The organism is Arthrobacter sp. 9V, assembly GCF_902506065.1.
GTDB lineage: Bacteria > Actinomycetota > Actinomycetes > Actinomycetales > Micrococcaceae > Arthrobacter.
Genome location: NZ_LR732912.1, coordinates 1,220,393 through 1,244,882 on the forward strand (window position 1 = coordinate 1,220,393; position 24,490 = coordinate 1,244,882).

27 protein-coding genes are annotated in these 24,490 nt (G+C 60.8%); 14 read left to right on the forward strand and 13 right to left on the reverse strand.

Annotation, left to right across the window (positions count from 1 at the left end; translation table 11 throughout):
* Nucleotides 1–15 precede the first annotated feature (15 nt).
* Nucleotides 16–936, reverse strand: a complete 921-nt coding sequence (locus BACI9J_RS05750; RefSeq protein WP_159733551.1) for a carbohydrate ABC transporter permease — start codon at nucleotides 934–936, stop codon at nucleotides 16–18.
* The gene (locus BACI9J_RS05755) at nucleotides 933–1,916 is read right to left on the reverse strand and encodes a carbohydrate ABC transporter permease (protein ID WP_201296515.1); all 984 of its coding nucleotides are present in this window, start codon (nucleotides 1,914–1,916) and stop codon (nucleotides 933–935) included. The genes BACI9J_RS05750 and BACI9J_RS05755 overlap by 4 nt, the downstream gene beginning before the upstream one ends.
* A gap of 323 nt (nucleotides 1,917–2,239) precedes the next feature.
* Between BACI9J_RS05755 and BACI9J_RS05760 the strand changes: the two genes are divergently transcribed.
* The 8 genes from BACI9J_RS05760 to BACI9J_RS05795 all read left to right on the forward strand — a co-directional run bounded on the left by BACI9J_RS05760 (nucleotide 2,240) and on the right by BACI9J_RS05795 (nucleotide 7,560).
* Nucleotides 2,240–3,220, forward strand: coding sequence for a P1 family peptidase (locus BACI9J_RS05760; RefSeq protein WP_201296516.1), 981 nt, complete (start codon nucleotides 2,240–2,242; stop codon nucleotides 3,218–3,220).
* Nucleotides 3,221–3,415: 195 nt separating this feature from the next.
* The gene (infA, locus tag BACI9J_RS05765; RefSeq protein WP_011775571.1) at nucleotides 3,416–3,637 is read left to right on the forward strand and encodes a translation initiation factor IF-1; all 222 of its coding nucleotides are present in this window, start codon (nucleotides 3,416–3,418) and stop codon (nucleotides 3,635–3,637) included.
* Between the two features lie 72 nt (nucleotides 3,638–3,709).
* A complete protein-coding gene (gene rpmJ / locus BACI9J_RS05770; RefSeq protein ID WP_011775570.1) occupies nucleotides 3,710–3,823 on the forward strand; it encodes a 50S ribosomal protein L36 in 114 nt (37 codons plus the stop codon).
* A 196-nt stretch (nucleotides 3,824–4,019) separates the two neighbouring features.
* Complete coding sequence (rpsM, locus tag BACI9J_RS05775; RefSeq protein ID WP_011775569.1) at nucleotides 4,020–4,397, forward strand: 30S ribosomal protein S13; 378 nt, start codon at nucleotides 4,020–4,022, stop codon at nucleotides 4,395–4,397.
* A 51-nt stretch (nucleotides 4,398–4,448) separates the two neighbouring features.
* The gene (gene rpsK / locus BACI9J_RS05780; RefSeq protein WP_014922380.1) at nucleotides 4,449–4,850 is read left to right on the forward strand and encodes a 30S ribosomal protein S11; all 402 of its coding nucleotides are present in this window, start codon (nucleotides 4,449–4,451) and stop codon (nucleotides 4,848–4,850) included.
* Between the two features lie 149 nt (nucleotides 4,851–4,999).
* Nucleotides 5,000–6,010, forward strand: coding sequence for a DNA-directed RNA polymerase subunit alpha (locus BACI9J_RS05785; protein WP_011775567.1), 1,011 nt, complete (start codon nucleotides 5,000–5,002; stop codon nucleotides 6,008–6,010).
* Nucleotides 6,011–6,076: 66 nt separating this feature from the next.
* Nucleotides 6,077–6,637, forward strand: coding sequence for a 50S ribosomal protein L17 (gene rplQ / locus BACI9J_RS05790; protein WP_159733553.1), 561 nt, complete (start codon nucleotides 6,077–6,079; stop codon nucleotides 6,635–6,637).
* Nucleotides 6,638–6,669: 32 nt separating this feature from the next.
* Nucleotides 6,670–7,560 (forward strand): tRNA pseudouridine synthase A, encoded by an 891-nt coding sequence (locus BACI9J_RS05795; RefSeq protein WP_201296517.1) that lies wholly within the window; start codon nucleotides 6,670–6,672, stop codon nucleotides 7,558–7,560.
* 140 nt (nucleotides 7,561–7,700) lie between these two features.
* Here BACI9J_RS05795 and BACI9J_RS05800 read toward each other — a convergent pair whose 3' ends face one another.
* The 9 genes from BACI9J_RS05800 to BACI9J_RS05840 all read right to left on the reverse strand — a co-directional run bounded on the left by BACI9J_RS05800 (nucleotide 7,701) and on the right by BACI9J_RS05840 (nucleotide 15,730).
* Nucleotides 7,701–8,591, reverse strand: a complete 891-nt coding sequence (locus BACI9J_RS05800; protein WP_159733554.1) for a type II secretion system F family protein — start codon at nucleotides 8,589–8,591, stop codon at nucleotides 7,701–7,703.
* 9 nt (nucleotides 8,592–8,600) lie between these two features.
* On the reverse strand, nucleotides 8,601–9,551 hold the full coding sequence (locus BACI9J_RS05805) for a type II secretion system F family protein (RefSeq protein ID WP_159733555.1): 951 nt from the start codon (nucleotides 9,549–9,551) through the stop codon (nucleotides 8,601–8,603).
* Nucleotides 9,548–10,990 carry a CpaF family protein gene (locus BACI9J_RS05810; RefSeq protein WP_159733556.1) on the reverse strand — a complete coding sequence of 481 codons (1,443 nt, stop codon included), beginning with the start codon at nucleotides 10,988–10,990 and terminating at the stop codon, nucleotides 9,548–9,550. The genes BACI9J_RS05805 and BACI9J_RS05810 overlap by 4 nt, the downstream gene beginning before the upstream one ends.
* Nucleotides 10,987–12,183 carry an AAA family ATPase gene (locus BACI9J_RS05815; RefSeq protein ID WP_159733557.1) on the reverse strand — a complete coding sequence of 399 codons (1,197 nt, stop codon included), beginning with the start codon at nucleotides 12,181–12,183 and terminating at the stop codon, nucleotides 10,987–10,989. Before BACI9J_RS05815 ends, BACI9J_RS05810 begins: the two co-directional genes overlap by 4 nt.
* A complete protein-coding gene (cpaB, locus tag BACI9J_RS05820) occupies nucleotides 12,180–12,926 on the reverse strand; it encodes a Flp pilus assembly protein CpaB (protein WP_236558492.1) in 747 nt (248 codons plus the stop codon). Before cpaB ends, BACI9J_RS05815 begins: the two co-directional genes overlap by 4 nt.
* 45 nt (nucleotides 12,927–12,971) lie before the next feature.
* Nucleotides 12,972–14,036 carry a TadE/TadG family type IV pilus assembly protein gene (locus BACI9J_RS05825; protein ID WP_159733558.1) on the reverse strand — a complete coding sequence of 355 codons (1,065 nt, stop codon included), beginning with the start codon at nucleotides 14,034–14,036 and terminating at the stop codon, nucleotides 12,972–12,974.
* Nucleotides 14,024–14,470: a TadE family protein gene (locus BACI9J_RS05830; RefSeq protein ID WP_159733559.1), complete on the reverse strand. Its 447-nt coding sequence runs from the start codon at nucleotides 14,468–14,470 to the stop codon at nucleotides 14,024–14,026. Before BACI9J_RS05830 ends, BACI9J_RS05825 begins: the two co-directional genes overlap by 13 nt.
* 94 nt (nucleotides 14,471–14,564) lie before the next feature.
* Nucleotides 14,565–14,762 carry a Flp family type IVb pilin gene (locus BACI9J_RS05835; protein WP_159733560.1) on the reverse strand — a complete coding sequence of 66 codons (198 nt, stop codon included), beginning with the start codon at nucleotides 14,760–14,762 and terminating at the stop codon, nucleotides 14,565–14,567.
* Nucleotides 14,763–15,085: 323 nt separating this feature from the next.
* Complete coding sequence (locus BACI9J_RS05840; RefSeq protein ID WP_159733561.1) at nucleotides 15,086–15,730, reverse strand: prepilin peptidase; 645 nt, start codon at nucleotides 15,728–15,730, stop codon at nucleotides 15,086–15,088.
* A 298-nt stretch (nucleotides 15,731–16,028) separates the two neighbouring features.
* On the opposite strand from BACI9J_RS05840, the gene rplM reads away from it, so the two are divergent.
* The 3 genes from rplM to glmM all read left to right on the forward strand — a co-directional run bounded on the left by rplM (nucleotide 16,029) and on the right by glmM (nucleotide 18,548).
* Nucleotides 16,029–16,472 (forward strand): 50S ribosomal protein L13, encoded by a 444-nt coding sequence (rplM, locus tag BACI9J_RS05845; RefSeq protein ID WP_024817563.1) that lies wholly within the window; start codon nucleotides 16,029–16,031, stop codon nucleotides 16,470–16,472.
* Nucleotides 16,473–16,511: 39 nt separating this feature from the next.
* On the forward strand, nucleotides 16,512–17,021 hold the full coding sequence (gene rpsI, locus BACI9J_RS05850; RefSeq protein ID WP_024817562.1) for a 30S ribosomal protein S9: 510 nt from the start codon (nucleotides 16,512–16,514) through the stop codon (nucleotides 17,019–17,021).
* A gap of 162 nt (nucleotides 17,022–17,183) precedes the next feature.
* Nucleotides 17,184–18,548: a phosphoglucosamine mutase gene (gene glmM, locus BACI9J_RS05855; protein ID WP_159733562.1), complete on the forward strand. Its 1,365-nt coding sequence runs from the start codon at nucleotides 17,184–17,186 to the stop codon at nucleotides 18,546–18,548.
* 71 nt (nucleotides 18,549–18,619) lie between these two features.
* On the opposite strand, the gene BACI9J_RS05860 is transcribed toward glmM, so the two are convergent.
* Nucleotides 18,620–19,504 (reverse strand): M15 family metallopeptidase, encoded by an 885-nt coding sequence (locus BACI9J_RS05860; protein ID WP_159733563.1) that lies wholly within the window; start codon nucleotides 19,502–19,504, stop codon nucleotides 18,620–18,622.
* Between the two features lies 1 nt (nucleotide 19,505).
* On the reverse strand, nucleotides 19,506–20,477 hold the full coding sequence (gene coaA, locus BACI9J_RS05865) for a type I pantothenate kinase (protein ID WP_105690383.1): 972 nt from the start codon (nucleotides 20,475–20,477) through the stop codon (nucleotides 19,506–19,508).
* A 139-nt stretch (nucleotides 20,478–20,616) separates the two neighbouring features.
* Between coaA and glmS the strand changes: the two genes are divergently transcribed.
* The 3 genes from glmS to BACI9J_RS05880 are packed head-to-tail and all read left to right on the forward strand — an operon-like array spanning nucleotide 20,617 to nucleotide 24,446.
* Entirely contained in the window at nucleotides 20,617–22,500 is a 1,884-nt protein-coding gene (gene glmS, locus BACI9J_RS05870; RefSeq protein ID WP_159733564.1) for a glutamine--fructose-6-phosphate transaminase (isomerizing), read from the forward strand.
* Nucleotides 22,501–22,504: 4 nt separating this feature from the next.
* Complete coding sequence (locus tag BACI9J_RS05875) at nucleotides 22,505–22,852, forward strand: holo-ACP synthase (RefSeq protein ID WP_066277757.1); 348 nt, start codon at nucleotides 22,505–22,507, stop codon at nucleotides 22,850–22,852.
* Nucleotides 22,853–22,868: 16 nt separating this feature from the next.
* Complete coding sequence (locus BACI9J_RS05880; RefSeq protein ID WP_201296518.1) at nucleotides 22,869–24,446, forward strand: NAD(P)H-hydrate epimerase; 1,578 nt, start codon at nucleotides 22,869–22,871, stop codon at nucleotides 24,444–24,446.
* Nucleotides 24,447–24,490 lie beyond the last annotated feature (44 nt).

Below are 24,490 nucleotides of genomic sequence, written 5' to 3' on the forward strand. Positions count from 1 at the left end.
TGCGGTTGGAGAAGTTCAGCCGGTGACACTGCCTTGGGTCAGTCCGGCAACGATGTAGCGCTGGAGCGCTGCGAACACCAGCAGGATGGGAACGATCACCAAAACCGCTCCGGCCATGAGGATTCCCCAGCCGGCGCCGTTGCCCTCGGAATTCTGCAGCAAAGTGAGGCCCACGGGCAGCGTCATGGTTTCCGGACGATCAGTGATGATGAGCGGCCAGATGTAGTCGTTCCATTCACTGACCACGGTGACCAGTGCCACCGTGGCGATCGACGGCACTGAGACCGGCACGATGATCTGCCATAGCCGCCGCCAGTGGCCCGCTCCGTCTATTTCGGCCGCTTCCAGAATGGACGGCGGCAACGTCAGGAAATGTTGACGCAGCAGGAACGTGCCAAATGCCGTCCCCAGACCTGGCAGGATGATGCCCCACAACGTGTTCTTCCCACCCATGCCGGCGATCAGGATGTAGTTGGGCAGGATGGAGACCTGCGCGGGGACCATGAGTGCTACCAGGATCAGCACGAAGATCACGTTCTTGAACGGGAAGCGAACAAACACCAACGCGTACGCCGTCAGGATGGCCAGAATGACCTTGATGGTGGAACCCACCACCGTGACGATCAGGCTGTTGGCAAAGAACTGTGCGAACGGAACAGTGGTCATCGCTGTGGCGTAGTTCTCCAGGTTCAATGACTCCGGAAGGATCTTCAGGTCCATGGTGACGATCTCGCCGGGTTGCTTGAAGGAACTCAGCAACATCCAGAGCAGCGGGAGGAACACCACAAGCGTGGCGATGATCAAGGGAACGTAGCCCGTCGCTATGGTCTGGAGGACATTGGTTGCGGACAGAGGGCGCGGCCGGTCATGCTCGGCGGCCTGCCGCGGGGCCTCCCGTGCGGGATCAACGACGACGGCGGGTGAGGGCGCGCTCATGAGTAGTGGACCTTTCGCTCAACGAACCGCAGTTGCAAAACAGTGATGATCAGCAGGATCACGAAGAGGACCACCGAAATTGCTGCTGAATAACCGGCCCGGTTGTACGCACCGAACGCCTGAAGGTAAGCCTCATAAATCAAGGTGCTGGTGCCGTTGCCCAGCGGAGTCATGATGCGGATAAGGTCAAACGCCTGCAAGGAACTCAGCATGGTGGTGATCAGCAGGAAGAACGTGGTGGGTGAAAGCAACGGCATGGAGATGCTGAAAAACCTCCGTGCGCTGTTGGCACCATCCAGCGCGGCGGCCTCCATGACGTCGCGTGGCAATGACTGCAGCCCGGCCAGGTAAACCACGGCGCAGTAGCCCAGGTTCTTCCAGACATACACAACGATCACCATCACCAACGAAAGCTGGGGATCATTAATCCACTGCGGGCTCTGCTGGCCAAAGCCGCGCAGCATCCAGGTGAGTACTCCATAGCCGGGATCGAAAATGAACAACCACACCAAACCAACTCCCACACCGGACAGTACATACGGCGCGAACACAGCAGACCGGGCAAACGTGGTGCCGCGGACCTTGGAATTGAAGGCCAGGGCAACCAACAGACCAAGGACCATGGAACCGCCCACCGTCACCAGCGTGAAGATGGCAGTAGTACCAAGGACCTTGGGAGCATCCTCACTGGTGAAGAAAGTGACATAGTTCTGCAAGCCCACCACCGTGGCCGAAGCAGAGCCGAGGGTCCAATCCAAAGTGGAGTAGTAGATGTTGTTGATCAATGGCCAATACGTAAAGGTGCCGATCAGCAGGAGGTTCGGCAAGGCCATGGCGAGGAAGACCAGGAAGTCCCTGCGGCTACGGCCGGACCAGCCCCTTCTGTCCTGAGCCGGTCTGACTGCCCGGATGGGCGGAACCGCAGGCTCGGGCCTGCCTGCGGGCGCAGCACTGCTGCTGTGAATCTGTTGCGTACACATGAGTCACTCACGATTTCAGGCGAATATGGGGGTGCCAGCTCCCTTGCCGGGGCGGCGAAGACAGGCCTAGCTCACCACACCGAAAGCCACTGTTTTAGCCAAAAGAGGGCCCCGTAGCGATAGTTGGCTTACACTTCCAAGCCCGTTTACTCGGTGTTACTCGGGTGTTCGTACTTGAGGCTTGGCTCCCACTTTGGCGCTGGGCCCCACCCTGCGGTCGGGCTGAACCCCTCGGCGCGCTCGGTCGTGCCTCCCTTAGACGCGCGCTGCCGGGGTCCAGCCCGACCGCAGTTTGTTTGGGTCCCAAGGTGGAGAATGGAGCCATGGGTTCGATCACCGATGTTGCCGGGGTACGGGTCGGGCATGTGCAGAAGATGGGGGAGGGGTGGTTGTCCGGGGTGACCGTGGTGCTTCCTCCTGTGGGCACGGTAGGGTCCGTGGATGTTCGGGGCGGGGGGCCGGGGACTCATGAGACTGATGCGCTGGACCCCACAACATTGGTATCCACCGTGGACGCTGTGGTGTTGACAGGGGGCAGTGCCTTTGGGTTGGCGTCGGCTGGCGGGGCGCAGCTGTGGTGTGAGGAGCAGGGCAGGGGGTTCGCCGTTCCGGGGACCGTGGTGCCGATTGTTCCCGCTGCTGCCATCTTCGACCTCGGGCGGGGTGGCGACGTCAAAGCCCGGCCCGGCGCGGACATGGGTTACCAGGCAGCCGCCGAGGCCTTCGCCTCAGGTGACCACGCCGCCGTCGAGCGTGGAAACGTGGGAGCCGGTACCGGTGCCGTTGTTGCGCGTGGGCAGTACAAGGGCGGGATTGGTACGTCGTCCATCACTCTTGATGGCGGGGTGATTGTGGGGGCCATTGCCATCGTCAATGCCCTGGGATCGCCGGTGGGGCTGGGACCCGGCAGCGCGCGTCTAAGGGAGGAACGACCGAGCGCGCAGAGGGTCGCAGACCCGCAAGCGGAACAGCAGGGACTCAACACCACGCTTGTGGTGATCGCGACGAATGCTGTCCTGGATGCGGCTGAGTGCAAGCGGACTGCCAGTGCCGGGCATGCGGGGCTGGCGCGGGCGTTGGATCCGTCCCATACTTTGGCGGACGGTGACACCGTTTTCGCCCTGGCGACCGGCGCCGTCGAGCTTGACCGAAGTACCGAACAGGCGCGGCAAGTCTCGCTCATAACGCTCCAAAGCGCCGCGGCGGAAGCCGCTCGACTGGCCATTCTGGATGGCGTGCTTGCGGCGGAAAGCGTCTCGACGGCGGCAGGGGACTTTCCGGCTTATCGGCCAGCGGGGGAGTGACGGCTGGAGACAGGTGCGCTACCATGGACGGATTTAACTTTCCGGCTTCATTGGCGTAGAGTTATTTGTTGGTTGTCTGTGCAGCCACGCCCTTTTTAGTGTCGTGGTTCCAAGAGGGCCAAGCAAACAAAAAACGTCCGCTGGATCTTCGGTGCCTAACTGAAGGACGGCGGCAAACAACAGTTAGCGGAGGATATGGCCAAGAAGGACGGGGTCATTGAGATCGAGGGCGTTGTGACTGAGGCGCTGCCCAATGCGATGTTTCGTGTTGAGCTCACCAATAAGCACGTCGTTCTCGCACACATCTCTGGGAAGATGCGACAGCACTACATTCGAATCCTCCCCGAGGACCGGGTAGTGGTTGAGCTGAGCCCATACGACCTCACACGTGGTCGTATCGTCTACCGCTACAAGTAAATTGCTGGGCGGCAAGGCAATAGTGCCTAAGCCGCTCCAGCAGATCAACTGCAAAACACGCAAAGGAACGCCATGAAGGTCAAGCCGAGCGTCAAGCAGATCTGCGACAAGTGCAAAGTGATCCGCCGTAACGGCCGGGTCATGGTGATCTGCGAGAACCCGCGCCACAAGCAGCGCCAGGGCTAATTCCCCCTTCGGGAATATGCGTCCGCAAGGACAAACCTGGGCTGCTAGCCCACGCAAGTAAATAAAGGCAGCACAAGCTGTGCCAGGACTGCATTACAGAGCCTGGTCAGCGAACCCCCGGTCGGAGGCTGGGGCCACACTGAACGTGTGGGTGTACTGCCTACGACCTCCGGTTTATTCAAGGAGTACTGCCACTATGGCTCGTCTCGCTGGCGTAGACATTCCCCGCGAAAAGCGGTTGGAAATTGCGCTTACTTACATCTACGGCGTGGGCAAGACCCGTGCACACGAAACCCTGGCTGCCACCGGCATCAGCGCTGACGTTCGCGTCAAGGACCTGACTGACGCCGAGCTGGTCCAGCTGCGTGACTACATTGAAGGCAACTACAAGGTTGAGGGTGACCTTCGCCGCGAGGTAGCCGCTGACATCCGCCGCAAGGTAGAGATCGGCAGCTACGAAGGCCTGCGCCACCGCAAGGGCCTGCCCGTACGCGGACAGCGTACGAAGACCAACGCTCGTACCCGTAAGGGCCCGAAGCGCACCGTCGCCGGCAAGAAGAAGGCCGGACGTTAATCCCTCGGGATTGATCCGGTTTTCCCCCGATAACTTTCTGTAGGAGAAACAATGCCCCCGAAGACTCGTGGAGCGGTTCGTAAGCCGCGTCGCAAGGATAAGAAGAATATTGCGCTTGGCCAGGCGCACATCAAGAGCACCTTTAACAACACCATCGTGTCCATCACGGACCCGAACGGTGCTGTAATCTCATGGGCTTCCGCCGGTGAGGTTGGCTTCAAGGGCTCCCGTAAGTCCACCCCGTTCGCTGCCCAGATGGCTGCCGAAGCTGCTGCAAAGCGCGCTCAGGAGCACGGTCTGCGCAAGGTTGACGTATTCGTCAAGGGCCCGGGATCCGGACGCGAAACCGCTATCCGTTCGCTTCAGGCCGCTGGCCTCGAGGTTGGCTCCATCCAGGACGTCACCCCCAGCGCCCACAACGGTTGCCGCCCGCCGAAGCGCCGCCGCGTCTAATTAGGTCTTCCCCGCCTGACCGGCCGGGCCTGCTATGGATGGTTTCGATCATCCATCAGCATGGCCCGGCTGGTCAGGCTGGAAACCGAAGCCGATTTCCACCACCTGTGTTGCGTCATATAGCGGATGCTCGCCGAAAGGAAACCTAAGTGCTCATTGCACAGCGCCCCACCCTGTCTGAAGAAGTTGTATCCGAGAACCGCTCCCGTTTCATCATTGAACCGTTGGAGCCGGGCTTCGGCTACACCCTCGGAAACTCCCTCCGCCGTACCCTGCTCTCCTCCATCCCCGGTGCCGCTGTAACCAGCATCCGGATCGATGGCGTGCTGCACGAGTTCACCACGGTTCCGGGTGTCAAGGAAGATGTCACCGAGATCATCCTGAACATCAAGAACCTTTCGGTTTCCTCCGAGCACGATGAGCCGGTTGTTGCTTACCTGCGCAAGCAGGGCCCCGGAGTCGTCACCGCCGCGGACATCGCTCCGCCGGCCGGCGTCGAATTCCACAACCCGGATCTGCACATTGCCACACTGAACTCGAAGGGCAAGTTCGAACTCGAACTGACCATCGAGCGCGGCCGTGGCTACGTTTCGGCAGCTCAGAACAAGTCCGGCGACTCCGAGATCGGCCGTATTCCGGTTGACTCGATCTACTCGCCGGTCATGAAGGTAACTTTCCGCGTGGAAGCTACCCGTGTTGAGCAGCGCACCGACTTCGACAAGCTCATTGTCGACGTCGAGACCAAGCAGGCCATCGCCCCGCGCGATGCTGTTGCTTCCGCAGGCACCACCTTGGTGGAACTGTTCGGTCTGGCTCGTGAGCTGAACACCGCAGCTGAAGGTATCGAGATTGGCCCGTCGCCGACGGACGCTGCCCTGGCAGCTGACATGGCTCTGCCGATCGAGGATCTGGACCTCACCGTCCGTTCCTACAACTGCCTCAAGCGTGAGGGCATCCACACCGTGGGTGAACTCGTTGCCCGCTCCGAGGCTGACCTGATGGACATTCGTAACTTCGGTGCGAAGTCCATTGACGAGGTCAAGGCAAAGCTCGTGGAACTGGGTCTGTCCCTCAAGGACTCCCCTCCCGGTTTCGATCTCGCAGCCCGCGCCGCAGCCATCGAAGAGGACGACGCCGCGTTCAGCGACGACGAGCTCTAAACAGCAGATCTTGGCCGCCGGGTCCAGCGATGGACCTGACCGGCTTACATAACAGGAGAAATAACTATGCCTACCCCCACTAAGGGTCCGCGCCTCGGAGGCGGCCCGGCTCACGAGCGCCTGATGCTCGCGAACCTGGCAGCTGCTCTCTTTGAGCACAAGCGCATCACCACCACGGTTACCAAGGCCAAGCGCCTTAAGCCGTACGCAGAGCGTCTGGTCACCTTCGCCAAGCGTGGCGACCTCGCTTCCCGCCGCCGCGTTCTCGGCCTGATCAGCGACAAGGGCGTTGTCCACGAGCTGTTCACCGACATCGCCGGCGCCGTTGCCAACCGCGATGGTGGCTACACCCGCATCACCAAGATCGGCAACCGCAAGGGCGACAACGCTCCCATGGCTGTCATCGAGCTCGTTCTCGAGCCGGTTTCCCCCAAGCAGGCTGTTGTTGCTGAAGCAACCGCCGCTGCTGCCAAGGCTGCTCCGGCTGCCGAAGCTCCGGCTGCTGAGGAAGAGGTTGTAGAGACCGAAGCTGCTGAAACCGAAGAGGCTCCGGCCGCTGAGGCTGAGGCTCCGGAAGCTGAAGCTGCTGAAACCGAAGAGGCTCCGGCCGCTGAGGACAAGAAGTAATTCACTGAATTCTTCCCAGTAGACTTAAGTCTATGAACGAACAAAAGCCCGCTGCCCCCGTTTTGGGGGGCGGCGGGCTTTTGCGTGTCCGGCTTGATCTTTCGTACGACGGTGGCCCTTTCAACGGGTGGGCTCTGCAGCCGGGTCTTCGGACCGTTCAAGGATCCCTTGAAGAGGCTTTGGCGCTCCTTATGCAGCGACCAGTTCGCGTCACCGTTGCCGGTCGCACTGACGCCGGCGTACACGCCCGCGGCCAAGTGGTTCACCTGGACCTGAGCGAAGCCGAGTGGCTCTCACTGCCGCGTGGGCACGAACTTGATCCCGGCGTCGCGCTCTTGAGGCGGCTCCGCGGCGCATTGAGCCGGATTCTCGGTGACCTTACCGGAGCTGTTGAAGTGCACGACGCCGGTCTGGCGCCGGAAGGTTTTGACGCTCGCTTTTCGGCCCTGTGGCGAAGGTACAGTTACCGGATTGCAGACGGTCCTGAACGCTGGGACCCTGTTCTGCGTGGCATCACATTGTGGCACAAAGCGCCCTTGGACGTTGCGCACATGAATACCGGTGCGCGTTCGCTGCTGGGGCTTCAGGATTTCCGTTCATACTGCAAGCCGCGCGAAGGCGCCACCACCATCCGTGAGCTGCAAGAGTTCTCGTTTGCCCGTGCCAGCGACGGCGTCATTGTTGCCACCGTTCAGGCTGATGCGTTTTGCCACAACATGGTGCGGTCCCTTGTAGGTTCCGCCTTGCGTGTGGGGGAGGGCTTGGAAACTCCTGCGTGGCTGTACTCGCGCCTCCTGGAGCGTCAGCGCGATGCCAAGTCCGTTCTTGCTGCACCGCACCCTCTGGTGCTGGAAGAAGTTGCGTACCCTTCGGATAGCGATCTGCTGGCCCGGGCCGAACTGACGCGGGCCCGACGCGCATAACTCTTTCCGATCGCGACAATGCAACTTGTCAGGACATGGGAGGACCCCCTCCCGGCTCTGGGTACCGGAAGGGGGCCGTTGTGGCACCTCGTGGTCTGGGATCCGCGAAGTGCCGGTCTGTAGGGCAGAACGCCAGAGCCCTAAAATGTACCGGCTAAATTACTCATCACATTGATGACGGCCGGACCCATGATGACGATGAACAGTACTGGCAGGATGCAGAACATCAAGGGGAAAAGAACCTTTACCGGCAGTTTCATCGCCTGCTCTTCAGCCCTTTGGCGTCGCCTGATACGCATTTGCTTGGCTTGCGTCCGCAGGACATTCGCAATCGCGATCCCGTAGGTGTCGGCTTGAACTATGGCCCCGACAAATGCCCTGAGGTCATGGACGTCCACACGCTCGGCCAGAGCAACGTAAGCTTCCTTGCGGCTGCGTCCTGCCTGCATGTCCTGCAGTGTTCGAAGCATTTCCATGGCCAGCGGTCCCGAGCCATTCTGCCCGGCCCTGGACATGGCTCCTTCAAAACCAAGGCCGGCCTCGACGGAGATCAGCATCTGGTCCAGAGTATTGGGTAACTCAGTCTGGATGGCTTTCTGCCGTTCGGCAGCGCGGCCGTGGATGAGCAGGTCAGGGAGGAAGTACACCAGCAACACTGCGGCCAGGTACAACAGGAAACCCTGGCCCGACGGGGCTCTCAGAAAGAACAACAGTCCCACGAGTCCTGCTCCCAGGGCCAGCGCCGGTTTGACGATCAGGAGGCGTCCAAGGGGCATACCTGCTGGTCGGCCCAACCTTGCCAGCAACTTGTCCAGCCAGATGGTGTATCCCTTGGGGGTCAGCTTGGCGCCTAGGCGATGCAGGTTGAATGATGACGCCTGTGCACCCAAATCGGTGGCCATTCCGGCGCTTCGACTCAAGTTGGTGCGAACGGTCGCAAGGCCGGTACGGTCCACTGAAATGAAGGCCCACGCCATAAAGGCGATGGGAACTACGATTAATGCGACGGATACCCATGCAATAGCACTCATGGTTACTCCCTAGAACTTGATCTTGACGACACGGCTGAGCCAAAACGAGCCCAAGCCTAGAAGGACCACGGCAACCACCAGCATGATCCAGCCCACGGGATGCGTGAAGAGGGGTTGGATGTACGTCCCGTTGGCGAGGCTGAGGTACAAAAACATGCCGGTCGGCAGCGCTATGAGCACATACGCAGAAAGCCGGCCTTCCGCGCTGAGTGCCCGCACTTGGCCCTTTATTTGAGATCGCTCGCGAATCGTTTCAGCCACCTGGTCCAATACCTCGGCCAAGTCGCCCCCCACTTCACGGTGAATTTCGACAGCCTGCGTAGCCCAAAGGAAGTCCTCGCTGTGGAGACGCGAGGCCGCATCCAGGAGCGCGTGGCGTAGATCGCGCCCCAGACGTACTTCTCCTACGATCCTGGCAAACTCTTCCTTGGTAGGTGACTGTGCCTCCAGAGCCACAGCATCGACAGCCCGGAGTAGACTATGGCCGGCCCGCATGCTGCCGGACAGCATTTGCAGGGTGTCACCCAGCTGAGCTTCGAACTGCGCCCTGCGTCGGGATGTCATGAAGCTCAAAACCATGCGTGAACCGATGGGCACTACGATTCCGAAAAGTACTCCCACCAGGAGGCCACCCAGGATGAAGCCGACGACGGCGCCAGTGAATGTAGCGCAGATGACAAACAGCACGTAGTCAGCCGGCCGCATCCTGGAGCCCGCCTGCTCCAGCAGAATTCTGGTTCCTGAGGCACGGGTTGCCGAAACGGAGCCATCAACCAGCGCGACGGCGGAATTAGTGACTCGGGTCAGTACGGAACTTTGGCTGCCGGCATTGGGACGTCTCCGCGACAAAGCGATGGACGAGTTCCTCGAGCGTGGGATGAGAAATATTCCGGTGACCAAAGCCGCAATTCCGAGGAGTATCCCACCGATGAGCAGCAGGGGGCTGGTTGCGGTGATCATCGCTGTCCACCGCCAGCCACCATCGATCCGAAAACGGCTGGTGAGATATGGATACCCAAATCCGCAAAGTGATCTACGAACCGTGGCCGCACTCCTGTAGGAACCGGCTTGCCAAGGAAACGACCATTTGCGTCCATGCCCGCTGAGTAATCGAAGGTGAAGGCATCCTGCAAGGTGACAACGTCACCTTCCATGCCCTGAACTTCAGTCACGTGCGTGATGCGACGGGTTCCATCGCGTAAACGTGAAATTTGTACGACCAGGTTCACCGCGGACGAAATTTGCTCTCTGATGGCCCGGAGCGGCAAATCCATACCAGCCATGAGCACCAACGTTTCGAGGCGGGCGATCGCATCGCGTGGTGAGTTGGCGTGCACTGTGGAAATGGAGCCGTCATGGCCGGTGTTCATGGCCTGCAGCATGTCCAAGGCTTCGCCGCCACGAACTTCGCCCACCACGATCCGGTCCGGGCGCATGCGCAGTGAGTTGCGCACCAAGTCCCGGATGGCAATCTCACCCTTTCCCTCGATGTTGCTTGGTCGGCTTTCCAACCGGACAACGTGCGATTGCTGGAGCTGCAGTTCTACTGCGTCTTCGATAGTGACGATGCGTTCATCTGAAGGCAGAAACGATGAGAGGACGTTCAGGAGTGTTGTCTTTCCCGTTCCAGTACCGCCAGAGACGATGATGTTCAGCCGAGCCTGCACACAAGCGTGAAGCAGTTCCGTGATCTCCGGGCTCATGGTTCCCAACTGGATGAGATTCTGGGCTGTCAGCGGAACGCGGCCAAACTTTCGAATCGTCAGTGACGATCCATTGATGGCAAGCGGAGGAATAATCGCATTGACTCGGGATCCGTCCGAAAGCCGTGCGTCCACCAGAGGAGAGGACTCGTCTATACGGCGACCAACTTTAGAGACAATCCGCTCAATGATTCGGCGAAGATGCTCTTCAGAGCTGAAATGGACGTTGGTCAAGTGAAGTTTTCCGGCAATTTCCACGTAGACCTTGTCGGCACCGTTCACCATAATCTCCGTGACGTCCTTGTCGTCAAGGAACCGCTGAAGCGGCCCAAGACCAAGAACGTCGTCAGCGATTTCCTGGACCAGGCGTTGTCTCTCCTGGGAGGTCAGTGGAATGTCGTCTTCATCAATGACGGCCCGGAGTTCCTCTTTGACGTAACGATGGAGTTCCGCCTCATCCAGTGTGGTGTCTGAAATTCGGGAACCCATACGATCAAACAACGCTGAACTGGTGCGTTCCTTGACTGCCGACAACGCTTGGCTGGAGTCCTCGGTAGTTCCTCCTGATCCCGTTGAATCGGCGATGTAGTCAGGGGTGTGAGTTGCTGGCCCTGCCCACGGATCACCCAATGTTGAGGTACCCGGGGTCTCAACTTCCAGGCCCCGAACAGTCTGAAGGCGTTTTGCGAGGTTCACTTGACTACCGCCCTTCGGTGCAGCTGCTTGTGCGGCCGTTCTTCCCAACCTGGCTTGAACCGCTCCACGAGCTGACGGAGACCGCGGAGCGTGACATCCTTTGTTCCGTCCTGCAGCACAGGAATGCCACGATTGGTTGAGTAGGGGAGTGAACGGGACCGTGGCAGGGTGACATCCACCGGACATCCAATGGTTGCTTCCACATCGACCAACGTGAGCCCGCTGCGCTTGTCGGCGAAGTTCAGGACAACGTGGCGCTGTTCGGGGACCAGCCCGATCTCGTCCAGAATCTCAAGACCATTCCGCAGTCCTCTGATGCTCGGGATATCCATTCCACAAACCCATACGACATCGGACGCACGTTCGAGAGTAGCCAGGACGTTCTCACCAAGGCCCGGTGCAGTATCCACAATCACGTAGTCGAATTCCCTGGCCAGTTGTTCCAGGAGGTGCCCCACCTGTTCCGCCGATATCTGTTCTATCTGGGAGGGGCTGCGGGGTGCGCAGAGGGCATAAATCCCGGCAGGGTGGACAGAGAGATATGACTTCAGCACCATGCTGTCCTGGACTGCCGCGCCGGTCACAGCGTCCGCGATTGTCCTATCCGGGTCTATGAGAAGTCCGGAGGCAACATCGCCGAACTGGAGATCCAAATCGGCGATGACCACCCGCATGGGAGAGGTACGCCCCAAACCAATAGCGAGGTTGGTTGAGATAGTCGTCTTGCCTACTCCGCCCTTGGGCGACATGACCGCGATAATGCGCCCTCCCTGTGGCCCTGCGTCTACTTGTGCACCCAAGCCCCTGCGACGCCCGGCAGCTGCGAGGCTTGCACGCTCCAACAGCGCTCGAATGGTGCCCGAATCCGCGGACGGCTCCAACAAGTCACGGATCCCTGCGCGCATTGCCGGCAGCGCCACCTCGGCTGCATCCGTCGACGCGAGCACTACGCTGATCTCCGGATACTGAAGGTCGAACAGACTGGCCAGGCGAATGGCGTCTTCTGCCTGCAGGCCGGGACCAAGGACAAGGACTTCCAACAGCTGACCTGACAACACGCGCAGGACATCGTCGGGGCCTTGCGGCAAGTAATCGGCAATGATGGACTGCACGTCGCCGTGCATGCCCGAAGCTGCTTGCCTTACGCGCCTTTCGAACTCAACATCAGCCGTGATGACTAGAAAGCGGCTCATTGGAGTACCTCTGCCTTCTTGATGGTGACGCGTGCGCTTTCCTGAGCTTCTGCAGGTTCTTTTGTCAGCCAGATGTCCCCGTACTTGGCGCCGTAAACAATCTTGGTTGCGTCCAGATCGCTACGGGCCAGGGTCACGATGAACGAACCTTCCGGCAGTTGGGTATTGGCCTGCTCGGAGCTTGCCTGGGCTGTATTGCTATTTCGCCCGGTGGCCCGCTGAACGCTGGTCACCAGGACTTTGTGGAAGACGAGCTGCGCTGATGCCTCAGATTCGGCCTGCCCGGATTGGCCAAGCAGCACCATGACGCCCACGGTGTCGCCGGCAGCCAGACGCCCGCCCACCACACGCTGGGCATCGAGTTGAACTGAAACTTCTTGAAGACCGTCGGGCACCGGGACCGAACCCGGAGCCGCCAGGCTGGTGGGATCCACCAGGCGGTTTCCCAGCAAGGCCTCACCGGGCATGAGCTCTGCTCCGGCGACTTTGCCTTCCATCCCGGACAGACTCTTGAGCGCTCCGTTGGGAACAGAAGCCGAAGGTAGGGAAGTGAGCTTGACAGCGGACTTGATCTGCTGGAGATCCGAGCCCTCGGGGACTTGACTCTGAACGACGAGGACGTCAACAGGCTGGAGGTCCTTTTGTGCCCGTGCGTCTGCTGCTTGTACGTATGTGACCAGTAGCAGCGTGCCGACTATTGCCAGCACCACCGCGACTATGCCTCCCAGTAGGCGAGTTTTCACTTGATTTCTCCTTTAGTGCAATGGAGTTTTCTCCCAGATTGGTTACTACTCGGTGAGTTGGACGCCCAAGGCGCCGTACGTGGTTGGGCCGCCCAGAGTCGCGGCCTCCGTCAGACTTACTTTCTTGATGAAGGTGCCGTACAAGCCCGTGTCACTGTTCTTGAGTTTCAAGGAGGATTGAAGGGTAGCCGCATCAGAAGTCATGTAGTCCGTGCCACCACCCGTCAAATGCCATCCCCTGAGCGAAATCTGGGCAAAAGCCTCGATTTTAAACGATTTCGTGTACGGCGATAAAGCACAGGGATTCGTACCCTTGCCCTTTTTCAAAGGGCAAGCGGTGTCGAAAATCGGAATGAGGAGCTGCACAGGCTTGCCCGCTTTGAGCTTTGCCTCCCAGGAGGCGAAAGCGGATGCGCAGGTTGAATCGAAATCCGCGCCCTCGTTGGCCTCGATCCATGGATCGTCGATGTCAAGATGAACATTGCAGGTTGAGCCAGGGTGCTTGAGCCAGCCAAAGCCACCCGGAAGCTCAAAACCGGAGGACGATTTGTGCTTGCAGGTGTACTTAGGGTCATCCGCGAGAGTGGTGCCGTGAACAGGGAAGAACTGCAAGCCCTTGGTGAAGGCGGGGTCCGACTCGCACTGCGAGAACGTCAGAGGTATGGCGTCAGTAGCGGAAAAGCCGCCGAATTTGGCCCGGGCGGAGGCCTTGATGTCCGCCGTCTGAACGCCCAGTGCCCGGGCGAACACCAAGCTGAAGTGGTTATCACCGGAGGTGTTCCGGGACTGGGTGGTGACGTCCACGGTTCCGGTGCTCAGATTTACCGTGGCCACTGGTGCGTTGCTGACGCCGTCGAGGGCGTTCAGCCCGGCCAAGGATGTTGCGGCGGAAGTGGGACCAGCGCAATCGGCTGAGCTGGCATTAGTAGCGCAAGCCTGGGCGATGCCCATGGCTGATGAGTCGGCACCATTCTGCAGCTGGGCGTGTTCGGAGTACATCATGGCCACATCTACGGCGAAAGCTGTCATGCCCAGCAAGGCCACCATTAGCATGGCAGTCATAGGAGCGACGGCACCGCGTTCGGGATCATCGTGCTTCAGCCGCCACATCGCATGACTCCCGTCCCTGAGACAGCGAGTTCAGCCGGCATTCCAGGCACAAGCCCGGGAAAGCCGGTCATCCACGGCGTGCTGTAGGCGATGTTGACTTCCACGTTGCAAGGGCTGGTTCCTGTTGAAGCGATGGAGATGTCGCCAGGGTCCAGATCGACTGAAGGCGCGGCGGCCACACCGGCGGCTTGGGCATCGCCCACCGCATAGCCGGACTCCGACTGGTGAATGGCTGCGTAGCGTGCGGCCTCCCGAGCGGCTTCAGACAATGAAATCTGGATGTTGAAAGCCCGGCCGAACTCAAAAATCCCAAGTACCAGGACGAGGAATATCGGTAGTACAAGCGCGAATTCAACAGCTACCGCGCCAGACTGGCTGTTTACGGTAGAGCGCCGTCGCGTGAGCGCTGTACTCTTCTTAGCTTTGAATCTCATAGCAACTCCCAGAAAACGAGTCCGGGCCGGCTGCAGCCGATGAGAGCATCGGGGCAGCCGGCCCGGGATCGGTAGTGAAGCCGGCCGGTGGGGGTTACGGCAAAGCCTTTTCGACGGTTTCGAAGCCTTTCAGGACGTCTTGGCCCAACGTGAGAACAGTGCCGACGATAATTGCCGCGATCAGGGCCACGAGCAGACCGTATTCAACAGCTGTGGCGCCCTTCTCCTCGGAGGTGAAGCGGTCCTTGACGCCGGCGATGAATGAGATAACTGAAACCATGAGAGATGACATTGGAAAATCCTTCCCAGAATGAAACTTGATTTAGCGAATGATAAATAAGAAATAGCGAACGGTAATTCGCTTGAGATCCGAACTGCCCTTTGTTACCTACGGCCGTTCGGAATTCGATGAGATAAGAATTCACCAGTGCATGCGTAGGCCACAATGCGTAGTCGTACTCGATTTCAATGAGGACCCATTACTTGGTGGCCAAGCCTGGAGACGTTAAGTACTCAGTTTCGACGCCGAAACAGGCGGAAACTACTTGCTTTGCAAAGAAGCCTTATTATTTGCGTGGCACTCTAAAGGCGGAGTAAGGGCGTACTAACCAATGCTTAGTTCATGAAGAAAGCGACGCCCAGCGCTGCTGCGACCATTGCGGGTCCATGCGCCGTTTCTGCTGGCGTATCAGCGCGTCGCAGCCGCAACATCAGCACCGTGAGCACCCCGCCCACCACGAATCCCAGTAGCCCCCCGAGGAGTACTTGCCCCCAACCCAAGTACCCCAAGTACAGTCCCAAGGGTGCTGCGAGCTTCACATCGCCCATTCCGAGGCTTCCCGGCGAAATAAGTCCGAGAATTAGGTAGCCCGCGAACAGGATGGCCCCTCCGGCCAGTGCTCTGAGCAGGTCCACCCAGCCCGGAGTGAGGGCTGAGGAAATAAGTAAGAGCAGAAAGCCGCCACCCAGAAGAGTCACTACAAGGGGGTTGGGCAGCAAATGCAGAGTGAAATCAATCCGTGAAAGTTGCACACCCAGGAGCGCCAGGAAAAGAAATGCCGGCAGCTCCGGCGAAAAACCAAAACGCCACGCAAGCAAGCCAAACAGCAGCGCGGTGACCATCGCCGTCGTGATCCGGACCTTACGGGCAGGGAGGCTGCCGAGCCGCGGCAGTGTGCGCGCGATCATGAGCTCAGCAGCCGGGCTAAGCATCAGCCCAAGGACCGCAAGAAGGAGCAAGAGGCCGGGGCCATCGGTCATATTTCTCCCTTGGTACGGTGCCGGTCAGCTGCGCTACCCCGAGGGGCGGTTACCCCATTTTGACCCGGACGCCCTGATGACGGTATTGTTTAGAGTCGTTGTGCGTGTCCTATCTCGATGACACATGCCTTCCGGGGGATCCAGTTGCAGGATCGCTAACTCCTGAGGCATATCGAGATCTTGGGATAACTGGTACATAGAGCCCTCACCTCTGCTCCGGTAGCGCATACATAGTAGGTACACGCCTCACTGCGTGTCGCCTAAAACATGAACGCCAGAACAAGAACGAGGCAAAACCGTGCGTACGTACACCCCGAAGCCCGGCGATATCAACCGCCAGTGGCACGTCATTGACGCCACCGACGTTGTCCTTGGTCGTCTTGCCAGCCAGACCGCAACACTGCTGCGCGGAAAGCACAAGCCGACCTTTGCGTCCCACATGGACATGGGCGACTTCGTCATCATCATCAACGCTGAAAAGGTTGCCCTCACCGGCGCCAAGCTGGAGCAGAAGCGCGCATACCGCCACTCCGGTTACCCGGGCGGCCTGACCTCCGTCAACTACGCCGAGCTGTTGGAATCCAACCCGGTTCGCGCTGTTGAGAAGGCCATCAAGGGCATGCTCCCCAAGAACTCTCTCGCTGCACAGCAGTTGGGCAAGCTCAAGGTCTACCGTGGCGCTGAGCACCCCCACGCTGCACAGCAGCCGAAGACTTTCGAAATCACCCAGGTCGCCCAGTAGTCCTGGCCACCAACTAAACTTTTTATTACAAGGAGAACCGTGGCTCAGAACGAAGAACTGACCGCCGAAGCCGTCGAGGCTGAGGAAACCCTCACCAGCTACACCTCTGAAAGCAGCAACGCTGCCGAGGATGCTCCCAAGAAGGAGCGCCCGGCACTGACCGTTGCCGGCGCAGCTGTTGGCCGCCGCAAGGAAGCCGTTGCACGCGTTCGCGTTGTACCGGGCTCCGGCAAGTGGACCATCAACGGCCGCACGCTGGACAACTACTTCCCCAACAAGTTGCACCAGCAGGACGTCAACGAGCCCTTCAAGATCCTTGATCTCGAAGGCGCCTACGACGTCATCGCCCGTATCCACGGCGGTGGCATCTCCGGCCAGGCCGGTGCGCTGCGTCTGGGCGTTGCTCGCTCGCTGAACGAGATCGACGTCGACAACAACCGCGCCACCCTCAAGAAGGCCGGTTACTTGAGCCGTGACGCCCGCGTCATCGAGCGCAAGAAGGCCGGTCTCAAGAAGGCACGTAAGGCTCAGCAGTACTCCAAGCGTTAATCCGCTTCGCCCCACAGGGGTATCGAAAGCCCGTTCCGCCGTTTCGGCGGGGCGGGCTTTCGCCGTTAAGAACCCCGTCCGGTAGCCCGGGACCGCGCCGCGGGTGACCCTTCGGCGACTTGTTGAACCAGTGGTGTCCTGACGTCGTCTAAACTTGACCCGATGTCTAGATTATTTGGAACAGATGGCGTCCGCGGTCTCGCGAACGGATTGCTCACCGCCGAACTGGCCATGCAGCTCGCGCAGGCAGCCGCCGTCGTACTCGGCCATGACCGCACTACTGATGGCAAGCGGCCGCGCGCCGTGGTCGCCCGGGACCCCAGGGCCAGCGGCGAGTTCCTTGCCGCCGCCGTTGAGGCCGGGCTTTCCAGCTCCGGTATCGACGTCTACGACGCCGGTGTGCTCCCCACCCCTGCCGCTGCTTACCTCGTGGCGGACCTCGACGCCGACTTCGGAGTCATGCTGTCGGCATCCCATAACCCGGCCCCGGACAACGGCATTAAGTTCTTCGCCAGGGGCGGTCAGAAGCTGCCGGACGACGTTGAGGACGCCATTGAGGCGCAGCTGGGCAAAGAGCCGCAGCGCCCGGTAGGCGCCGACGTCGGACGCATCCAGCGGTTCTCGGACGCTGAGGACAGATACATAGTGCACCTGCTCGGCACGCTGCCCAAGCGCCTTGAAGGCCTCAAGGTAGTCCTCGACTGCGCCCATGGTGCCGCCAGTGGCTGTTCGCCCCAGGTGTTCAAGGACGCCGGCGCTGACGTGGTGGTCATCGGAGCTGAGCCTGACGGCCTGAACATCAACGAGGGCGTTGGCTCCACACACTTGGGTCCGTTGAAAGAAGCTGTAGTCAAGCACGGCGCGGACCTCGGTGTAGCGCACGACGGCGACGCTGACCGCTGCCTGGCAGTGGACCACGAAGGCAACGAGGTGGATGGCGACCAGATCATGGCGATCCTGGCACTGGCACTCAAGGACGCTGGAAAGCTCAAGGACAACATCCTTGTGGCCACGGTCATGAGCAACCTCGGCCTCAAGATTGCCCTCCGCGAGGCCGGCATCACCATCCGTGAGACCGGTGTTGGCGACCGCTACGTGCTGGAGGAAATGCGCGACGGCGGGTACAACCTGGGTGGCGAACAGTCCGGCCACGTGATCTTCTCGGACTTCGCCACCACTGGCGACGGCGTCCTGACCGGACTCCAGCTTGCAGCGCAGGTTGCTCTGACTGGCCGCAGCCTCAAAGAGCTCTCCAGCGCCATGACCAAGCTTCCGCAGCTCATGATCAACGTCAAGGGCGTTGACAAGGCCCGGGCCGCCACCGATGAAGGCGTTGCTGAGGCTGTTGCTGCAGCGGAGCTCGAGCTGGGGGAGACCGGCCGCGTGCTGCTCCGTCCATCAGGCACCGAGGCCCTGGTACGTGTCATGGTGGAAGCCGCTGACATGGAAACTGCCGAGCGCGTCTGCAAAGGCCTTGCAGCCGTGGTCAAGGAGCGTTTGGGCGCCCCCAGCGAAATGGCAGTCTAGGAAACACGCTTTTGAGGCCCGCACCCCAGCTTGAGTAGAAGCAGGGGAGCGGGCCTTAGTGTTTTAAGGCATTACAGGTAGTCCGGCGCTGCTTCGAGCCCGAAATACTCTTCCAAGGTTGCGATGCCCCGAGTAAACATGTCCGTGGCTGCCTCCACACCTATGTACCGCAGGTGCCAGGACTCGTAAAAGTACCCGGTGGTGTCATGGAACATCCATGGGTAGCGCACTACGAATCCGAACTTGTGGGCATTGGATTTGGCCCACACTGCGGCAGGTTGTTCGGCGAAGCAGGGCTGAAAGCTGCACGCTCCCGCGCCGTCGCCAATGTCGAATGACCAGCCCGTCTGGTGCTCGGAGTGGCCAGGGCGGGCGGATGCTCGGTCCGCGGCCGCCTGACCGGTGCTGGCGACGTATCCGTTGTAGGTCGCCACTTGCGTGGAATAGGAACGGTAGCCGGAAGCCAGCGTCATGATGATGCCCTCCGAGGCTGCGGCGCCGAACATCTTTTCTGCGGCAGCCGCCGTCGTGCTGTTGAGCAAGGCCGCTTCGCCGCTGACGGCCAGCTGCACGCCGGGCTGCACCAAATCTGCAGGAACGAAGTCCTGGGGAACCAGAGGCAGGTGCTTGTTGACCACAACCCAAGGACTCGTGGGATCCGTCAGGGAGTGTTGCGGGGCAACGGCCCGCGAAGGCGCAGCACTGGAGGGCATTGCGCTGGGCGCTGGTTCTACAGAGGAGGGTTCAGCAGGTGCAGGCTCAGAAGCCGCTGCGCTGGAGCTGATGGCTGAGGGCGTTGCAGAAGCCGAAGGAACCTCGCTGGCGGCGTTGGCCGCAACCGGGGAGGGCGAGGCATTCTCAGGCGTGCAGGCGGCGAGGACTGCCATTCCCGCACCTGCAGTCAGCAAGCCGGCAAAGACCCGCCGGCTGGGCAGTGGTCGAGGGGCGTTGGGCACTCTAGACCTTCCTCAGCAGCATGCGGCGGATGGAATGATCTGCGTCCTTGGTCAGCACCAGCTGCGCACGTCCGCGGGTAGGCAGCACGTTTTCCTCAAGATTGGGCTCGTTGATGCGTTTCCAGATGCCACGTGCCGTTGATTCGGCGTCGTCGTCGGAGAGCGTTGCGTAGCGGTGGAAGTAGGACTCGGGCTGGGCAAAGGCCGTGGTCCGCAGCTTCCGGAAGCGGTCCACGTACCACTCCTCAATGTAGGAGGTTTTGGCATCCACGTAGATGGAGAAATCGAAGAAGTCGCTGACGGCCAGTCCTTGTTTCCCGTCCATTCGCGGACGGGCGGGGGCCAGGACGTTGAGGCCCTCCACAATCAGGACATCGGGCCGGCGCACCACAACTTCCTTGCCCGGAACGATGTCATAGGTGACGTGGGAGTACCAAGGTGCGCGTACTTCCTCGGCGCCGCCCTTGACTTCGGACACAAAGCGAAGAAGGCCGCGGCGATCGTAGGACTCAGGGAAACCCTTCCGCTCCAGCAGGTGCCGGCGCTTCAGCTCAGCCAAAGGGTAGAGAAAACCGTCCGTGGTGATGAGCTCCACATTGGGTGTACCAGGCCACCGCCGGAGCATTTCCCGGAGCACGCGCGCAATGGTGGACTTGCCCACAGCAACTGAACCGGCCACACCAATCACAAACGGCGTACGTTGTGTCTGCTCGCCAAGGAATGTGGTGGTGGCTGCATGGAGTTGGTGAGAGGCTTCGACGTACAGATGCAGAAGCCGTGAGAGCGGGAGGTAAACCTCCCTCACTTCTTTCATGTCCAGGGGGTCGCCGAGCCCGCGGAGACGGAAGACGTCCTCTTCGTTGAGGGGCTGCTCCATCTGCGCTGCAAGCCTGGACCACGTTTGACGGTCCAGCTCTACAAACGGGGAAGCGCCGTCGCCATTAGCTTCGGTGCGTTGCAAAGTCACGCTCATGATTCTGCCCTCCACAGGGCAGATCAGGAAATGCGCGACGACGGGCAGGTGAATTGTGGGGGCCGGTTGCGTTGAGCGGAGGCCGAGGAGGGGGGATGTCCCACATCAGTTGTTTGCACTAGCCGTTAGGCTTGTACCCATGTGTGGAATCGTAGGCTATGTTGGCAATTCGTCTCGCAAGGCAGCTGGATACAGCGCTCTTGACGTTGTGGTGGAAGGGCTGCGCCGTCTGGAATACCGCGGCTATGACTCCGCAGGCGTCGCAGTAGTGGCTGACGGGAGCATCTCCTCCCGTAAAAAGTCCGGCAAGCTGAGCAACTTGATCGCAGAACTGGAAGCAAGCCCGGTTCCCGAGTCCCTGACCGGCATCGGCCATACCCGCTGGGCTACGCACGGCGGACCCACCGACCGTAACGCGCACCCGCACCTCTCGGACGGCGGCAAGCTCGCGGTCATTCACAACGGCATCATTGAAAACTTCGCTGAGCTCAAGCAGGAACTGCTGGGCAAGGGCGTCACCTTCGAGTCCGAAACGGACACCGAAGTTGCAGCCGCCCTCATCGGTGACATTTTCCGCACCCGGCTCAACGGCGAGGGCGGCAACCTCACCGAGGCCATGCGCCTGGCCTGCCAGCGCCTCGAAGGCGCCTTTACACTTCTGGCCGTCCACGCAGACCAGCCCGACGTCGTCGTGGCCGCGCGCCGCAATTCCCCGCTGGTAGTGGGTCTGGGCGATGGCGAGAACTTCCTCGGCTCGGACGTTTCCGGCTTCATTGACTACACCCGCCGCGCGGTGGAACTGGGGCAGGACCAGATCGTCACCATCACCGCGGACTCCGTGGAGATCACCGACTTCTTCGGCGCCCCCGCCCAAGGCAAGGAATACCACGTTGACTGGGACCCGGCTTCGGCCGAAAAGGGCGGTTTCAGCTCCTTCATGGAGAAGGAAATCCACGACCAGCCGGACGCCGTAGCGCAGACCCTCCTGGGCCGCTCGGACCTCAACGGCAAGCTCACCCTTGACGAAGTCCGCATCGATCCCGAACTCCTCAAGCAGGTGGACAAGATCATCGTTCTGGCTTGCGGTACCGCAGCCTACGCTGGTCTTGTGGCCAAGTACGCTATCGAAAACTGGTGCCGTATCCCCACGGAGGTCGAACTCGCCCACGAGTTCCGCTACCGCGATCCCATTGTTGACTCCAACACCCTGGTGGTTTCCATCAGCCAGTCGGGCGAGACCATGGACACGCTGATGGCTGTCCGTTACGCCCGCGAACAGGGCGCCAAGACGATCTCCATCTGCAACACCAACGGTTCCACCATCCCGCGTGAATCCGACGCTGTGCTGTACACGCACGCAGGCCCGGAAATCGCTGTCGCCTCCACCAAGGCATTCCTGGCGCAGATCACCGCTGCTTACCTGCTCGGCCTGTACTTGGCCCAGCTGCGGGGCAACATCTTCTCCGGCCAGATCAAGGATGTCCTCGCTGACCTGAACAAGATCCCTGCGAAGATCCAGAAAATCCTGGACAACGCGGGACCCCTGCGCGAGCTGGCCCGCAGCATGAAGGACGAGAAGTCGGTCTTGTTCCTGGGCCGCCACGTTGGCTACCCGGTAGCACTTGAAGGCGCCCTGAAGCTCAAGGAAATCGCGTACATCCACGCTGAAGGCTTTGCTGCCGGCGAGTTGAAGCACGGTCCGATCGCCCTGATCGACGACGGACAGCCCGTCTTCGTTGTGGTGCCGTCCCCCCGTGGCCGCGACTCGCTGCACTCCAAGGTTGTCAGCAACATCCAGGAAGTCCGTGCACGTGGTGCCCGCACCTTGGTCATCGCTGAAGAAGGCGACGAATCCGTCAAGGACTACGCAGAGCACGTCTTCTACGTACCGGAGACCCCCACCTTGCTGATGCCGCTGCTGACCACCGTTCCGCTGCAGATCTTTGCTGCTGAACTGGCCGGTGCCAAGGGTTACGACGTCGATCAGCCGCGTAACCTGGCCAAGAGCGTCACCGTAGAATAACGCCATGATTGTTGGCATTGGCGTAGACGTCGTAGACATCGAGCGGTTCGGTCGGCAGTTGGAACGGACACCGGGACTCCGGGACCGTCTGTTTGTTCCTGCCGAGCGGGAACTCAACACCCGGTCCCTGGCCGCCCGTTTCGCGGCCAAGGAGGCTGTGGCCAAAGTACTGGGCGCTCCGGCAGGGATGAACTGGCAGGATTGCTGGATCGGCCTTGACCAGAACGGGCCTACCGTCCAGGTCAAGGGAACGGTGCTTGCCGTGGCCGAGGCCAAGGGCGTCAAGCGGTGGCACCTGTCCATGAGCCACGACGGCGGCATAGCCACGGCTACTGTCCTCGCCGAGGGCTAAAGGGAATTCATAAGCAATGATCAGCGCCTTCACCGGACAACAGATCAGGGATGCGGAACAGCCGCTCCTGGACTCCGGTGAGGGCGCTGTTCTTATGCAGCGGGCCGCCTACGGGTTGGCCCAAGTGGTGGCTCGCGAGGTCAAAAGCAGGCGAAAGCTTGCGGGAGCCAGCGTCAGTGTGCTGGTTGGAAAGGGCAACAACGGCGGCGACGGTCTCTTCGCTGCAGCTTTCCTGGCCGGTCGCGGGATGCGGACGACGGCGGTACTGGCCGCCCCTGAGGTGCACCAGGAGGGGCTGGCTGCTTTTGTCGCGGCCGGCGGGACTGTTCTGAGGTTGGAAGCCGCGAACGCGGAAGAACTTGCCGTACTTTGTGCGGGCAATGACGTGATCATCGATGCGCTGCTGGGGACGGGCGCCCGTGGTGGTTTGCGGGACGCCTCGGCTGAATTGGTGGCGTCGCTCCAGGAGCTGCGTCCACGACTGGTGGTGGCCTGCGATCTCCCCAGCGGACTGGATGCCAACAATGGTGAAGTGCATTGGCCGGTGCTGGATGCGGACGTCACAGTGACATTTGGCGGCGTCAAAGCCGGGCTTGTGACGGATCCCGGTGAAGGGTGTGCCGGACGCGTGGAGCTGGTGCCCATCGGGATCGGCAAATCGCTGGAACACAGCCGGCCTGAAGTCCGCCGACTTACGGCCCCGGACCTCGGGGCTTTGCTGCCCGATCCTGGCCGCCGTGCCCACAAGTATTCACGGGGCGTTTTGGGCGTAGTAGCAGGCTCGCCGCGCTTCGCGGGAGCTGCTGCGCTGAGTGTTCACGCTGCGGCCCTCGCCGGAGCGGGAATGGTGCGCTATGTCGGGCCTCAGGAAGCGGCGCAGCTGGTGCTGGCCCGAACCCCGGAGGCCCTGTGGGAAAGCGATCACCCCGGCCGTGTCCAAGCTTGGCTTCTGGGATCCGGGGTTGACGGGGAGGAACAGTTGCAACGGGCAAGGGACGCCGCCGCATTGGCCCTGGCCGATGACTTGCCGGTGGTGGTGGATGCCGGGGCTTTGAGCCTCCTGCCGGACCGCTGCCCCGCCCATTGGATACTCACACCGCACGCCGGCGAACTGGCAACATTGCTGAACTCGCTTCCCTCGACGGGCAAACGAAGGGTTACCCGCGACGACGTCGAGTCCCGAACACTGCACTATGTGCGGGAGGCCGCTGAACAAACCGGTGCCACAGTGCTTCTGAAGGGTGCCACCACACTGGTGTCCTCGCCGTCGGGCGTTGTTTTCAGCCAGTCTGAAGGCACTGCGTGGATGGCCACTGCAGGCAGCGGCGATGTCCTTGCCGGCGTACTGGGGTCCTTGCTGGCACAGTCTGCGGAGTTGATCCGGAGCGACGACGGCGCGTATGCCTCCTTGGGCCTGGACCTCGCCGACCGCTGGGCTGCCCTGGCCGCCGTTGCCGCGAGCGTTCATGGACGAGCAGGAACCCTGGCATCGGCAGATTTCGACGAAGGTCCTATTACAGCCTCGGCCATCATGACGGCGGTTCCGCGCGTCATTGGTTCGCTCAGCGCGGAATACGACCCAACAAGACCCTAAGGTTGCTGTCGGTGTCTGGGGGCTTGAGTAGGCTTGCAACAGTT